This window comes from Dactylosporangium sp. NPDC005555, assembly GCF_040605635.1.
In the GTDB taxonomy this organism is placed as follows: Bacteria; Actinomycetota; Actinomycetes; order Mycobacteriales; family Micromonosporaceae; genus Dactylosporangium.
Genome location: NZ_JBEXDG010000031.1, coordinates 1 through 13,260 on the forward strand (window position 1 = coordinate 1; position 13,260 = coordinate 13,260).

The window sequence follows — 13,260 nt, forward strand, 5'->3', positions numbered from 1 at the left end:
TGGTCGACAGCATGTGTAACGGGAGCTTCGTTGCTGCGCAAGCCGCCACGCGGCATCGACAACCCTCGACGCAAATCCTTAACTCACCGGCATTGTGCTATGACGACACAATGTCTTCCGGATCATGAGGTTTGAGCTCAGCCACGACGGCGGCCGGCGGGTTAGTGCGCCCCGACGAGGTAGAAAAGGGCGGCTACCCAGGCGGCGGCCAGGAAGAATCCAATGGGCGCGATGAAGCGGCTCATGACGTGCTCCCAAACGGTGTGTCTCGACGGAACGGAGAACAGACACGCGGAGCCGTGACCGGGGAAAGGACTACACCCTGTCACGACTGGAAGGATCGCTACTTCGCACAGCGATCACCTCCAGGGAGCAGCAGCCGCACCGGGCGGTCAGCATTTGCACGTGCAGACGCCCGCCATGTTACCGCCACGCCACATGGCCCACATCAGCCGACCGGCGAGTTGGCGGGTACCCGTCAGTAACACCTAATCTCCGTACAGCTAATCGCAGGAATCGCAGAAGGGCGGCAACGTGGCGAGGACCGTGCTGGTCACCGGCGGTAACCGTGGCATCGGGCTGGCAATCGCGCAGGCCTTCGCCGCGCAGGGCGACAAGGTCGCGGTGACCCACCGGGGCTCCGGCGCCCCCGACGGGCTGTTCGGCGTGCAGTGTGACATCACCGACAGCGCGGCCGTCGACGCCGCGTTCACGACCGTGGAGGCCGAGCTCGGCCCCGTCGAGGTGCTCGTCGCCAACGCCGGCATCACCGACGACACACTGCTGCTGCGGATGAGCGAGGACCAGTTCACCCGCGTGGTGGACACGAACCTGACCGGCTCGTTCCGCTGCGCGAAGCGCGCGTCCAGCAAGATGCTGCGCGCCAGGTGGGGCAGGATCATCTTCATCTCCTCGGTCGTCGGCCTGTACGGCGGACCCGGCCAGGTCAACTACGCGGCGAGCAAGGCCGGCCTGGTCGGCATGGCCCGGTCGATCACCCGCGAGCTGGGCAGCCGCAACATCACCGCCAACGTGGTGGCGCCCGGGTTCATCGAGACGGACATGACCGCCGTGCTGCCCGAGGCGACCCAGGCCGAGTACAAGAAGGCCATCCCGCTCGGCCGGATGGCGAAGCCCGAGGAGGTCGCCGGCGCGGTGACCTGGCTCGCGAGCGACGCGGCGGGATACATCAGCGGCGCCGTCATCCCCGTCGACGGCGGCCTGGGCATGGGCCATTAATCACCAGAGGAGAACCATGAGCGGACTGCTCGAAGGCAAGCGGCTGCTGATCACCGGGATCATCACAGACCAGTCGATCGCCTTCTCCGTCGCCAAGCTCGCCCAGGAGCAGGGCGCGACCGTCGTGCTGACCGGGTTCGGCCGGCTGTCGCTCGTCGAGCGGATCGCGAAGCGGCTGCCGAAGGAGGCGCCGGTCATCGAGCTCGACGTGACCAACCCCGAGCACCTGGCCGGCCTCGCCGACAAGGTGCGCGAGCACGTCGACGGCCTCGACGGCGTCCTGCACTCGATCGGGTTCGCCCCGGCCAGCTGCCTGGGCGGCGGGTTCCTCGACGCGCCGTGGGAGGACGTCGCGACCGCCCTGCACGTGTCGACGTTCTCCTACAAGTCCCTCGCGGTGGCCTGCCTGCCGCTGATGGGTCAGGGCGGCTCGATCGTCGGTCTCGACTTCGACGCGACGAAGGCCTGGCCGGTGTACGACTGGATGGGCGTGGCCAAGGCGGGCCTGGAGTCCGCTTCGCGGTACCTGGCAAGGGATCTCGGCCCCCGCGGCATCCGGGTGAACCTGGTGGCGGCCGGCCCGCTGCGCACCATGGCGGCCAAGTCCATCCCGGGTTTCGCCGTGTTCGAGGACTCATGGGCGAAGACGGCCCCGCTGGGCTGGGACCTCAACGACCAGGTCGCGGCCGCGAAGGCGTGCTGCGCGCTGCTGTCGGACTGGTTCCCCGCCACGACCGGCGAGATCGTGCACGTCGACGGCGGGTACCACGCGGTCGGATCGTCCTGACCGTGTTGTAACAATGGGACGCGTGGATTATGACGCGTTCCTGCTCGTCTCGTTCGGCGGTCCGGAAGGGCAGGAGGACGTCCTGCCCTTCCTGGAGAACGTGACACGGGGGCGCGGCGTCCCGCGTGAGCGCCTCGAAGCCGTCGCCGGGCACTACCGGCACTTCGGCGGTGTGTCGCCGATCAACGCGCAGAACCGGGCCCTGCTGGCGGCCCTGCAGGACGAGATCGACCTGCCGCTGTACTGGGGCAACCGGAACTGGCACCCGTTCCTCGAGGACACCGTCCGGCGGATGCGCGACGACGGCGTGCGGCACGCGCTCGCCTTCGTGACCAGCCCGTTCGGCTCCAACTCGTCCTGCCGGCAGTATCAGGACGACATCGCGCGGGCCCGGGAGGCCGTCGGCCCCGGCGCCCCGGTCATCGACAAGATCCGCCACTTCCACGACCACCCGCTCTACATCGAGTCGCACGCCTCTGCGGTGCGGGCTGCGCTGGAAACACTGCCGTCGCGCCTGGCCGCGCGGCTCGTCTTCACCGCCCACTCGATCCCGGCGGCGATGAACGACGCGTCCGGCCCCGGCGGCGTCGGGCGGTACCGTGCGCAGCTGCTGGAGACGGCCGGCCTGGTCGCCGCCGCGGCCGCCCCCGAGCTGGCGTGGGACCTGGTCTGGCAGAGCAGGTCCGGCCCGCCGCAGGTGCCGTGGCTCGAGCCCGACGTCAACGACCATCTCGCCGACCTCGCCGCGGCAGGTGTACGGGAGGTCGTCGTCAGCCCGATCGGGTTCATCTCCGACCACCTGGAAGTGATCTGGGACCTCGACAACGAGGCCCGCGACACCGCGGCGAAGCTCGGCCTGGCCTTCGCCCGCGCCGCCACGCCGGGCACCGACCCCCGCTTCGTGACGATGATCGGACAGCTCGTCGACGAGCGCGTGCTTGCTCACAGTAACGTTCGTCACGCCCTTGGAACCGTCCCGACCTGGGATTTCTGCTCGGACGACTGCTGCGTGTCACCAAAACGCGTATAGGACCGAAACGTTTCTGAGGGAGCATGTACGCGTGAGAGAACGCAAGCCCATCGAGTCCTGGCTCACCGACATGGACGGGGTCCTCGTGCACGAGGGCGAGCCCGTGCCCGGCGCACCGGAGTTCGTCAACCGGCTGCGCTCGTCCGGCAAGCCGTTTCTGATCCTGACCAACAACTCCATCTACACCGCCCGTGACCTGCAGGCCCGCCTGCGGCGCATCGGCTTCGACGTGCCCGAGTCGGCGATCTGGACCTCGGCCCTGGCGACCGCCCAGTTCCTGGACACGCAGCGCCCCGGCGGCACCGCCTACGTCATCGGCGAGGCCGGCCTGACCACCGCGATGCACGAGGTCGGCTACATCCTCACCGACACCGAGCCCGACTACGTGGTGCTGGGGGAGACCCGCACCTACAGCTTCGAGGCGATAACACAGGCGATCCGCCTCATCAACGACGGTGCCCGCTTCATCTGCACCAACCCCGACGCCACCGGCCCCTCCAACGAGGGCGCCCTGCCCGCCTGCGGTGCCGTGGCCGCCCTCATCTCGAAGGCGACGGGCATCGAGCCGTACTTCATCGGCAAACCGAATCCGATGATGATGCGCTCCGCGCTCAACAGCATCGACGCGCACTCGGAGACGACCGCGATGATCGGCGACCGGATGGACACCGACGTCCTGTGCGGCCTCGAGGCGGGCCTGGAGACGATCCTGGTCCTGAGCGGCATCTCGACGGTCACGGACGTGGAGCGCTACCCCTACCGCCCGTCCCGCATCATCCCGTCGGTGGCCCACCTCATCGACGAGGTCTGACCGGCGGTCCTTCGGTGAGGGCGCGGAGGCGCTCCGCGTCCCCACTGAGGTTGCGGCGCAGCGTCGCGCGGAACAGGGGCGCGGCGAGGCGCTGGGCGCCGTGCAGGCGGACGTTGAGCTCCAGGCGCACCAGGCACGCGGTTGCGGCCGTCGGGGTGACCGTGCGGGAGCCGTCGGCGTCCGCGCCGGTGGTGGTGCGCCAGGTGAAGCGCAGCCCCGGCTCGACCGCCGTGACCACGCCGAGGTTGTGGTACCGGCCGCCGGCCACCCGCATGTGCTCGTCGGTGGTCGTGCCGGTGCGGACCGGCCCGAGCGGCGCCGGCACCATCGACGTGACCCCGTGCCGCCACAGGTGGTCGAGCTCGTAGTCGGCGAGCACGTCCCAGACGTCGTGCGCGGGCCGGTCGATCACGGTCTCGGCGGACAACACCAAAGTAGTCATGCGTCTGATAATACGGCGTCGAACTATTCGGAGATCCATAGAATGTCGGCATGGCGACGCCCGGCGACCCCGACGATGTGGACCGGATCATCGCGCAGTGGCGCCGTGAGCGCCCCGAGCTCGACCTCGACGCGATGGCGACGTTCGGCCGCCTGGGCCGGCTCTTCGCGCACCTGGGACGGGCCGTCGACGAGACGTTCACCCGCTTCGGCCTGCAGCGCGGCGAATACGACGTGCTCGCCGCGCTCCGCCGCTCCGGCGCGCCCCACGTCCTGACCCCGTCGGCCCTGTCGGACGTGCTGATGCTGTCCCGCGCCGGGATGACGAACCGCCTCGATCGCCTGGAGACGGCCGGGCTGGTCGAGCGCCGCGCCAACCGGGAGGACCGGCGCAGCATGCTGATCGCCCTCACCGACCGGGGTGTCGCCCTGGTCGACGAGGTCACGACCGTCCACGTCGCCAACGAGTCGGCGCTCCTGGCGGACCTCACCCCGGACGAGCGGCACCACCTGGACGCCGTCGCCCGGAAGCTCCTCACCCGCTTCGAGGGAACCCGGCCGCGGTGAGCCCGGCAAGGGTGAGGTCGGCAGGGGTGAGGCCGGCCGCGGTGAGCCCGGCAGGGGTGAGGCCGACAGCTGCTAGATCAGCGGCGCGTTGCAGGCGGCGACCAGGGCGCGGCGGCAGGCCGTGGTGAGCGGGCGCAGGGCGGCGTCGCGCTGCTGGACCTCGTAGCCGTTGACGGCGCCGCCGGGAGCCGCGTGCTCGGCCAGGGCCAGGACGCGGTCGAGGATCGAGGCCCGCGCGTAGAGGCGGCGGGCCCGCGGGTCGTAGCCCGGCGGGAGATCCGTCGCGCCGTCGGGCTTGCGCAGCGCCTCGATGGCGCCGGCGAGCTCCGGGCGCCACTGGGCGATGTCGAGCTTCGCCAGGGTGCGGGTCGCGGTCGCCAGCTCCGCGGACAGCTCCGCCTCGGCCTCGGCCGTCGAGGGGGCGTCGAGCGGGGCGGCGGCGGTCACCGGCAGGACGAACACCTGCCAGCGGACCGTCTCGAACTCGTCCCCCGAGCCGGACGTGTGCAGGCGGACCTCCGGCACGAAGCCGAGCCCACCCGCGACCACCCCCTCACCGGCGAGCAGGGCCGCGCCGCTGAACGGGCCGGGCCCGGGCAGGCCGCGAGGATCGCCGGGCGCCGGAAGCACCAGGCGGACCTCGTCCGGGTGGAGCTTGGACAGCGCGGCGATCGCGTCCGTCAGGGACACGTCGGTCCACGTGCCGGGGACGTCGGAGACCATGTGCTCCTCGTCGCCGGAGATCTCGGCGGCGGCGTCGTCGCACGGCACGAGGCCGGCGCGCCACGCCCGGACCCATGCCACGAAACGCGCCGAGCGGCGCGCCTGCAGGGTCGCCGCGCGTGCTGCGGGGGACATGGGAGCAAGGGTACGTGCTGACGTGCCGGTATGTCTCGCAGGCGACGGAGGCGTCAGCCGATACGCTTGCCGTCCATGGACGTCCTGGCGACCAACGACTGGCGGCGGCGGCGCGCGGTCCCCACGGTGGACGCTGAACCGGACCTGGTCGTCGAGGACGCCGACTCAGGATTCTGCGGCGCCGTGGTCGGCTTCGAGTTCGGCGCGGTCGTGCTGGAGGACCGGCACGGCAAGCGCCGCAACTTCCCCTTGGAGCCCGCCGCTTTCCTGCTCGACGGGCAACCCGTCACCCTGGTGCGGCCGGCGCCGGTCGTACACCAGCAGCAGCGGAACATCACCAGCTCAGGGTCGATCGCCGTCGCCGGGCTCGCCGCCCGGGTCGCGCGCCGCAGCCGGATCTGGGTCGAAGGCATCCACGACGCCGCGCTCGTCGAGCGGATCTGGGGCCACGACCTGCGCGTCGAGGGCGTCGTCGTCGAGCCGCTCGACGGGATCGACGAGCTGAGCGCCGCCGTCGCCGAGTTCCGCCCCGGGCCCGTCGCCCGGCTCGGGGTGCTCGTCGACCACCTTGTCCCCAATTCGAAAGAAAGCCGGATTGTCGGAAATATCCGGTCACCGTACGTGCTGATCACCGGGCACCCGTATGTCGACGTCTGGCAGGCGGTCAAGCCCGCCGCCGTCGGCATCCGGGAATGGCCCGCGGTCCCGATCGGGGAGAACTGGAAGGACGGCGTCTGCGCCCGGCTCGGTGTGAGCGAGCCCGCCGACATGTGGCGCCGCATCCTCGCCTCCGTGTCCAGTTACAAGGACGTCGAGACGCCCCTGATCAACGCGGTGGAGCGCCTCATCGACTTCGTCACCGAGCCCGACGAGGACGTCTAGGGCGCGGGCCTAAGTTGCGGGCCAAGGGCCGCGGGCCAAGGGTCGCGGGTGAGGACGAACGTGGCGATGTCCAGGGCCACCACCGCGCCGGCGCCGTCGCGCACCACCCGCAGCAGCTCCCCGTCGCAGTCCCCGGACAGCCCGCGCCACAGGTCCGGTGTCGGCCCGTCCGGCACGAAGCGCCACTGCTCCCGCGGCGCCGTCAGCGGCGTCACGACCAGCTCGCCGTCCGCCCAGCCGGCCTCGTGCTCGCGCCCCATCCACCACCAGCGGCCGGTCAGCGGCACGATCTGCGCGGGCGGCTCGGTGCGCGGCCGCCACGGCGCCACCCGCACCGGCTCCCGGTCGAGCACCGCGCCGAGCAGGTCGAGCCCGAACGCGCTCAGCCCGCCGCCGCGCATGGTGTACGCGTTGGCGAACGCCACGACGCCGGTGCGCGTCGGCCGGTGCACGGCCAGCACCGCGAGGTAGCCGGGCATCGAGCCGCTGTGCCCGACGAACACCCGCTCGCCGCGCCGCCACAGCTGCAGACCCAGCCCGTGCCCGGCGGACCAGCCGTCCAGATCGCTGAGCACGACCGGCGCGCACATCTCCTCGACCGTCGCGGGCGCCAGCACCGCGGGGTCGGGCTCGGCGAGGAACGCCGCCCAGCGCGCCATGTCCTGCACCGTCGACCACAACTGGCCGGCCGGCGCCATCGCGGCCGCGTCGTGCCGGGGCTCCTCCCGCAGTTCGTCCAGCCACGGGTGTACGACGTAACCACGCGCGAACGGCTCGGCCTCGGCGTACGTCGTATGGTCGAGGTGCAGCGGGCCGAGGAACCGCTTCGCGAGCATCGACTGCCAGTCCTCACCGCCGAGGCGGGCGACCATCGCGCCCAGGAGACCGTAGGCGAGGTTCGAGTAGTGATAACCGTGCAGCGGCGGGTAGGCGACCTTGTCCGCGGTCAGCGTCGACAGGAACGTGTCGACGTCCACCCCGGCCGCGCGCTCCCACCAGTCGCCGTCCGGCTCGCGCTGCACCCCGCCCGCGTGGCCGAGCAGCTGCCGCAGGGTGACCGCGCCCACGGGCGTCCCGGGCAGGTGCCGGTAGAGCAGGTCGTCGAGGGCCAGCCTGCCCTCGTCGCGCAGGGCGAGGACGAGCGCCGCCGTCATCGTCTTCGTGATCGACCCGATCCGGAACTGCAGTCCGGTCACCGGCCCGTCCAGCCCGCCGGCGGCGACGTGCTGCAGGACACCGTCGCGGACGACGCCGGCGACGAGGGCGGGGACCCGCCCGCCGGCGTGGGCCCGGGCGACGCGGTCGTCGACGCAGGAGACGGTCTCAGGCAGCAGCGGCACGGCTGATCTCCAAGGGGGTCGCTGAGGGGGTGCTCTGTCACCCCAACTGTGCGCCGGCCCGGGGCGCACTGCGTAGGGGCAAGGATTCGGCAAGACGGGTGATCAGCGACGAGCGCCACGAGCATCGGCGTGACACGATCGAAGCGTGGACCTGTGGCTGATCGTCTGGATCGTTGTCGGTGCCGCGCTCGTCGCGGCGGAGATCTTCACGACCACGTTCGTCCTGCTGATGTTCAGCCTCGGCGCGTTCGCCGCGGCCGGCGCCGCCGCGCTCGGCGCCGGGGTGCCGGTGCAGGCGGCGGTGTTCGCGGCCGTCTCGGCGGCGTCGTTCCTCGCCGTGCGGCCGACGCTGACGCGGTACATGCGCCGCGACGTGCGCGACACGCAGATGGGGGTCGAGGCCCTCGAAGGCGCCACGGCGCTGGTCATCGAGGCCGTCGACAACGACAGCGGACAGATCAAGATCGACGGAGAGATGTGGCGGGCCCGGCCCTACGACGCGACGCAGACGTTCGCGATCGGGGAGCGGGTCCGGGTGATCGAGATCAAAGGTGCCACCGCAATGGTGTGGAAGGACTGAGTCACGTGGATCCGAGTGTGTTCCTGGCGGTCATCGTCATCGCTGCCGCCCTCCTGGCGATCGTCACGGTCGTCAAGATGGTCAAGGTCGTGCCGCAGCAGGTCGAATACGTCGTCGAGAGGCTCGGCAAGTACAGCCGGACCCTGACGCCCGGCCTCAACATCCTGGTGCCGTTCATCGACTCGGTGCGCAACAAGGTCGACAAGCGCGAGGTGGTCGTCAGCTTCCCGCCGCAGCCCGTCATCACCTCGGACAACCTCGTCGTGTCGATCGACACCGTCCTGTACTTCAAGGTGGTCGACTCGGTCCGCGCCACCTACGAGATCTTCAGCTACCTGCAGGGCATAGAGCAGCTCACCGTCACCACGCTGCGCAACGTCATCGGCTCCCTCGACCTGGAGAAGGCCCTCACCAGCCGCGACGAGATCAACCGCCACCTGTCCGGCGTCCTGGACGAGACCACCGGCCGCTGGGGCATCAAGGTCACCCGCGTCGAGCTGAAGGCCATCGAGCCCCCGCCGAGCATCCGCGACTCGATGGAGAAGCAGATGCGCGCCGAACGCGACCGCCGCGCCGCCATCCTGCACGCCGAAGGCCTCAAGCAGTCCCAGATCCTCACCGCCGAGGGCGAGAAGCAGGCCGCCGTCCTGCGCGCCGAGGGCGACCGCCAGTCCCGCATCCTCACCGCCGAAGGCCAGGCGAAGGCCATCCGCACCGTCGTCGACTCGATCCACGCCGCGAACCCTGACTCGAAGGTCATGGCGTACCAGTACCTGCAGTCCCTGCCCCAGATCGCCGCCGGCCAGTCCAACAAGCTGTGGATCCTGCCCGTCGAGCTGACCAAGGCCCTGGAGGGCATCGGCGGCGCTCTGGGCGGCATGTCCCAGATGTCCGATGCCGCCCGCGCCACCCTCGTCGAAGCCAACGCGAACCACGACGAGTCCGCCGAGGTCATCGAGGCCCGCCGCTCCGCTGAGGACGCGGCCGCCGCCGCCAACGCCGAGGCCGCCGCAGCCTCCGCCCAGGTCTCCGGCCACCCGAAGGCGACCGTCGGCGAGCTCATCGCCGACCTCGACGCCGTCACCGCCCACGACCCTTCCCACGACCCTTCCCACGAGGCGTCCCGTGACGCTTCCCGCGAACTGGAGCGCTAGCGGCAGAGCTCCCAGAACGCGACCGCCGCGGCGGCGGCGACGTTGAGCGAGTCGACGCCGTTGCGCATGGGAATGACGACCCGCACATCGCTGGCGTCGAGGGCCTTGGCCGACAGGCCGGGGCCCTCCGCGCCGAGCAGCAGCGCGGTGCGTTCCCGCTGGGCCGCGGTCAGCGTCTGGATCGGCACCGCATCCGGCGCGGGCGTCAGCGCCAGGAGCGTGAGCCCGGCTTCACGGATCGCGGCAAGCCCACCCGGCCACGGTTCGATCCTGGCGTACGGGATCGCGAACACCTCACCCATACTGACCCGCACACTGCGCCGGTACAGCGGGTCCGCACACGACGGCGACAACAGCACCGCGTCCATGCCCAGCGCCGCCGCCCCGCGGAAGATCGCCCCGACGTTCGTGTGGTTGTTGACGTCTTCGAGCACCGCGACCCGCCGCGCGCTCGCGAGGACCTCCTCCGCCGTCAGGTCGGGCTTGCGGTGGAAGCTGGCGAGGACCCCCCGGTGCACGTGGAACCCGGTGATCGCCTCGAGCGTCGTCTGGTCCCCGGCGTAGACGGGCACGCCGTCGAGCGGCAGGTCGTCGAGCTGCCCGACCCGCTTGGCGTCGATCAGGACGGACCGCGCCCGGTACCCGGCCCGCAGCGCACGCCGGATGACCAGCTCCCCTTCGGCGATGAACAGCCCGTTCGGCGGCTCCCACCGGGTCCGCAGCTCCACGTCGGTCAGCGCCCGGTAGTCGGCGATCCGGTCGTCGTCCTGGTCGGTGATCGTTGTCGCGCTCGGCACCCGGTCGATTCTGCCCTGTGCCGGGATCCGCAGGACGACTCGCACCCCCGGCACGGCATCGTCACTCGCGGGCAGCTCCACCGGCACCGACGCTCACCGCCCGATCAGGTCTACAGTTGGCCGGTGCCGGCTGAGCTCCTCGTCTGCGACCTGCGGCACAGGCGGCCGCTGGCGTACGTCACCGTGCGCGGCCGCCTGGACCTGCACACCGCGCCGGGGCTGCGCCGGACCGTGCTCAAGGCCCTCGCCGCGGAGCCCCGCGCGGTGCTCGTCGACCTCGGCGGCGTCAGCGCCGTCGACCCGGTCGCGCTGACGGTCTTCCTGGCGCTGTCCCGGGCCGCGGCCGCCTGGCCCGGCGCCCAGCTCATCAACCACTCGGCCGGGCCGTCACTCGCCCGGGAGCTGGACGGCCTCGCGATCGGCCGGCACGCGCCGCTGACCGCCGGTCTCGCGGAGGCGGAGGCCCTCGCCGCCCGCCGCGCCGGTCCTGTGCGGGTGAGCTGGGATGTCGCCGGCGGTGCGGGCGGGCTCGCCGAGGCCCGCGCGGTCGTGCGGGCGTTCTGCGCGCGGCACGGCCGGGAGGCGGTGAGCGCCAACGCCGAGCTGGTCGTCACCGAGCTGGCGGTCAACGCGTTCCTGCACGGCGCCGCGCCGGTCACCGCGTGGGTGTCGGCCCGCGACCGGTATCTGCACCTGGCGGTCCAGGACAGATCCCCGGCGGTGCCGCGACTGACCGGGCCCACCGGCCCGATCGCCGCCGGCGGCCGTGGCCTGCTGATCGTCGAGGCGCTGACGGTGGCGTGGGGTGCCACCGCCATCCCGGCCGGCAAGATCGTCTGGGCGACGCTGCGACCCTAGTTCCGTCCGTCGGCCTCGGGCTGGGCGTCGGGCTGGGTCTCGGGCTGGGCCGGCTCGTCGCCGTTCGGGGACGCCGGGTCCATGACGAGGATTGCGCCGGCGGGGGCGTCGTGGCCGTCGACGAGCAGGTTCGCGGCGATGCGCAGCGATGTCGGGCGCCCGCGCCGGTTGATCGCGCTGAGCGTGACGTTGTCCTGGGCCGGGCCGGGGCCGAGGACCGAGCGGATCAGCGGCCGGAGCTGGTCGGTGGGCAGGCCGATGTCGAGGTTGAGGAAGTGCTGGCCGATCGCCTCCTCCGACCGGAGGCCCCACAGGTCGTCCATCCGCCGGTTCCACACCACGACCCGCAGCTCCGGGTCCAGCACGACCACCCCGGAGCGCAGGCTGCTGAGGATCGCCTGGAGGAAGACGTTCGACTCGTGCACCTCGCCGGTGCGGTCCTGCAGTTCCTCGTTGATCGCCTGGAGCTCGTCGTTGGTCGACTGGAGCTCCTCGTTCATCGTCTCCAGCTCCTCGTTCGTGGACTGGAGCTCCTCGTTGGTGGTCTCCAGCTCCTCGACCGTGGACTGCAGCTCCTCGTTGGTGGTCTCCAGCTCCTCGTTGGTCGACTGCAGCTCCTCGTACGCCGCCTCCAGCTGATGGTTACTGTGCTCCAGCTCCTCCTGCAGCCGCCGCGCGGTGGTGACGTCCTGGAAGACGATCGCCGCGCCGAGCAGCTCGCCCGTCGACTCGGTGAGCGGGTGGATCTGCACGTCGAGGTGCACCTTCTCACCTTGCGCGCTGGTGTACTGCACGTCGGCGACCCGGACCACCCGCCGCTCGCTCTTCGCCTTCTCGATGTGCCCGCGCAGCTCGACCGGCCGGTAGGACAGGTCCAGGTCGCGGAACGGCCGCCCGCAGTCCGTGGACGACAGCCCGAACAGCTTCTCCGCCTGATGGTTGACGAACGCGACCAGCCCGGAGTCGGTGATCACGATCTGCGCGACGGGGCCGGCGACGAACGCCTCGTGCCGCAGCCGGTCCAGGCCGCTGAGCCGGGAGACGTCGAGCGCTGGCGTCGGCACGGCGAGGACCGGGTCGCCGAGGAACGTCGGCCGGGCCGCCCGGCGGAACACCCGCCGCTTCAGGTCGACCGGCGCGAACAGGCTGCCGTGGCTGAGCAGCATCTCGGCCTTGCCCAGGAACAGCAGCCCGGACGGCGCCAGCGCGAAGTGGAACCTGGCGAGGATCCGCGCCTGCGTCTCGGCGTTGAAGTACATCAGGGTGTTGCGGCACACGAGCATGTCGATGCGGGAGATGGGGGCGTCCTGGACCAGGTCGTTCCGGCCGAAGATCACCGACCGGCGCAGGTCCTTGCGGAAGGTGTACCGGTTGCCGGAGATGTCGAAGTAGCGCTCCAGCATCCCGTCCGGCAGCGACTGCACGTCGCGTTCGGTGTACACGGCCTGCCGTGCCTGGGCGAGGCCCTCCTCGTCGACGTCGGTCGCGTAGATCTTGACCCGGCGCCGGAACTCGTCGGGGCCGAGCACCTCGCAGAGCAGTATGGCGAGGGTGTACGCCTCCTCGCCGGACGCGCAGCCGGCGCTCCAGATCCGCAGCGGCGCCTCCGGCTTCGAGTCCGCCAGCAGCTGCGGGATCAGCTCGGTGCGCAGGTACTCCCACGGCTCGGCGTCGCGGAAGAAGCTGGTGACGTTGATCAGGATCGTGTTGAACAGCGTCGTGAACTCGTCGGGGTGCACCTGGAGCTGATCGAGGTATTCGCTGTAGCCGTGCATGCCGAGCTGGGAGATCCGCCGGTCGACCCGGCGCATCAGGCTGGAGCGCTTGTAGCCGGTGAAGTCGAAGCCGCGCGCTTCCTTCAGGTAGGTCAGCAGCGCCTCGAACGCGTAGTTCGGCTCGGTCATCGTCGCCCCTTC

General features: G+C 71.2%; 14 protein-coding genes. 9 read left to right on the plus strand and 5 right to left on the minus strand.

Annotated elements, in window-relative coordinates; translation table 11 throughout:
* Nucleotides 1–534 precede the first annotated feature (534 nt).
* The 4 genes from ABZS58_RS30060 to ABZS58_RS30075 are packed head-to-tail and all read left to right on the plus strand — an operon-like array spanning nt 535 to nt 3,867.
* A complete protein-coding gene (locus tag ABZS58_RS30060; protein WP_354786590.1) occupies nt 535–1,239 on the plus strand; it encodes a beta-ketoacyl-ACP reductase in 705 nt (234 codons plus the stop codon).
* Between the two features lie 16 nt (nt 1,240–1,255).
* Nucleotides 1,256–2,026 (plus strand): enoyl-ACP reductase FabI, encoded by a 771-nt coding sequence (fabI, locus tag ABZS58_RS30065; RefSeq protein ID WP_354786591.1) that lies wholly within the window; start codon nt 1,256–1,258, stop codon nt 2,024–2,026.
* A 22-nt stretch (nt 2,027–2,048) separates the two neighbouring features.
* Nucleotides 2,049–3,056 carry a ferrochelatase gene (locus tag ABZS58_RS30070; protein WP_354786592.1) on the plus strand — a complete coding sequence of 336 codons (1,008 nt, stop codon included), beginning with the start codon at nt 2,049–2,051 and terminating at the stop codon, nt 3,054–3,056.
* Nucleotides 3,057–3,087: 31 nt separating this feature from the next.
* Nucleotides 3,088–3,867 (plus strand): HAD-IIA family hydrolase, encoded by a 780-nt coding sequence (locus ABZS58_RS30075; RefSeq protein WP_033363003.1) that lies wholly within the window; start codon nt 3,088–3,090, stop codon nt 3,865–3,867.
* On the opposite strand, the gene ABZS58_RS30080 is transcribed toward ABZS58_RS30075, so the two are convergent.
* Nucleotides 3,851–4,309, minus strand: a complete 459-nt coding sequence (locus tag ABZS58_RS30080) for an SRPBCC family protein (RefSeq protein ID WP_354786593.1) — start codon at nt 4,307–4,309, stop codon at nt 3,851–3,853. The two genes, ABZS58_RS30075 and ABZS58_RS30080, sit on opposite strands and share 17 nt — an antisense overlap.
* 50 nt (nt 4,310–4,359) lie before the next feature.
* Here ABZS58_RS30080 and ABZS58_RS30085 point away from each other — a divergent pair, with 50 nt between their 5' ends.
* Nucleotides 4,360–4,875 (plus strand): MarR family transcriptional regulator, encoded by a 516-nt coding sequence (locus tag ABZS58_RS30085; RefSeq protein ID WP_354786594.1) that lies wholly within the window; start codon nt 4,360–4,362, stop codon nt 4,873–4,875.
* Between the two features lie 72 nt (nt 4,876–4,947).
* On the opposite strand, the gene ABZS58_RS30090 is transcribed toward ABZS58_RS30085, so the two are convergent.
* The gene (locus tag ABZS58_RS30090; protein ID WP_354786595.1) at nt 4,948–5,733 is read right to left on the minus strand and encodes a hypothetical protein; all 786 of its coding nucleotides are present in this window, start codon (nt 5,731–5,733) and stop codon (nt 4,948–4,950) included.
* A 75-nt stretch (nt 5,734–5,808) separates the two neighbouring features.
* On the opposite strand from ABZS58_RS30090, the gene ABZS58_RS30095 reads away from it, so the two are divergent.
* Complete coding sequence (locus tag ABZS58_RS30095) at nt 5,809–6,615, plus strand: DUF3097 domain-containing protein (protein ID WP_354786596.1); 807 nt, start codon at nt 5,809–5,811, stop codon at nt 6,613–6,615.
* Here ABZS58_RS30095 and ABZS58_RS30100 read toward each other — a convergent pair.
* Nucleotides 6,612–7,955: a serine hydrolase domain-containing protein gene (locus ABZS58_RS30100; RefSeq protein WP_354786597.1), complete on the minus strand. Its 1,344-nt coding sequence runs from the start codon at nt 7,953–7,955 to the stop codon at nt 6,612–6,614. The two genes, ABZS58_RS30095 and ABZS58_RS30100, sit on opposite strands and share 4 nt — an antisense overlap.
* Before the next feature lie 151 nt (nt 7,956–8,106).
* Here ABZS58_RS30100 and ABZS58_RS30105 point away from each other — a divergent pair, with 151 nt between their 5' ends.
* Together ABZS58_RS30105 and ABZS58_RS30110 are read left to right on the plus strand one after the other, a co-directional pair.
* Nucleotides 8,107–8,535, plus strand: coding sequence for an NfeD family protein (locus tag ABZS58_RS30105; protein WP_354786691.1), 429 nt, complete (start codon nt 8,107–8,109; stop codon nt 8,533–8,535).
* Nucleotides 8,536–8,612: 77 nt separating this feature from the next.
* Nucleotides 8,613–9,689 carry an SPFH domain-containing protein gene (locus ABZS58_RS30110; protein WP_354786692.1) on the plus strand — a complete coding sequence of 359 codons (1,077 nt, stop codon included), beginning with the start codon at nt 8,613–8,615 and terminating at the stop codon, nt 9,687–9,689.
* Here ABZS58_RS30110 and ABZS58_RS30115 read toward each other — a convergent pair.
* The gene (locus tag ABZS58_RS30115; protein WP_354786598.1) at nt 9,686–10,486 is read right to left on the minus strand and encodes an RNA methyltransferase; all 801 of its coding nucleotides are present in this window, start codon (nt 10,484–10,486) and stop codon (nt 9,686–9,688) included. The genes ABZS58_RS30110 and ABZS58_RS30115 overlap by 4 nt on opposite strands.
* 123 nt (nt 10,487–10,609) lie before the next feature.
* Between ABZS58_RS30115 and ABZS58_RS30120 the strand changes: the two genes are divergently transcribed.
* Nucleotides 10,610–11,344 carry an STAS domain-containing protein gene (locus ABZS58_RS30120; RefSeq protein WP_354786599.1) on the plus strand — a complete coding sequence of 245 codons (735 nt, stop codon included), beginning with the start codon at nt 10,610–10,612 and terminating at the stop codon, nt 11,342–11,344.
* Here the strand turns inward: ABZS58_RS30120 and ABZS58_RS30125 are convergent.
* On the minus strand, nt 11,341–13,248 hold the full coding sequence (locus ABZS58_RS30125) for a CheR family methyltransferase (RefSeq protein WP_354786600.1): 1,908 nt from the start codon (nt 13,246–13,248) through the stop codon (nt 11,341–11,343). The genes ABZS58_RS30120 and ABZS58_RS30125 overlap by 4 nt on opposite strands.
* Nucleotides 13,249–13,260 lie beyond the last annotated feature (12 nt).

Coding starts and splice junctions, on each gene's coding strand:
- fabI (WP_354786591.1), top strand. CDS start 1,256: ATGAGCGGACTGCTCGAAGGCAAGCGGCTGCTGATCACCGGGATCATC.
- ABZS58_RS30080 (WP_354786593.1), bottom strand. CDS start 4,309: ATGACTACTTTGGTGTTGTCCGCCGAGACCGTGATCGACCGGCCCGCG.
- ABZS58_RS30085 (WP_354786594.1), top strand. CDS start 4,360: ATGGCGACGCCCGGCGACCCCGACGATGTGGACCGGATCATCGCGCAG.
- ABZS58_RS30090 (WP_354786595.1), bottom strand. CDS start 5,733: ATGTCCCCCGCAGCACGCGCGGCGACCCTGCAGGCGCGCCGCTCGGCG.
- ABZS58_RS30095 (WP_354786596.1), top strand. CDS start 5,809: ATGGACGTCCTGGCGACCAACGACTGGCGGCGGCGGCGCGCGGTCCCC.
- ABZS58_RS30110 (WP_354786692.1), top strand. CDS start 8,613: ATGGTCAAGGTCGTGCCGCAGCAGGTCGAATACGTCGTCGAGAGGCTC.
- ABZS58_RS30125 (WP_354786600.1), bottom strand. CDS start 13,248: ATGACCGAGCCGAACTACGCGTTCGAGGCGCTGCTGACCTACCTGAAG.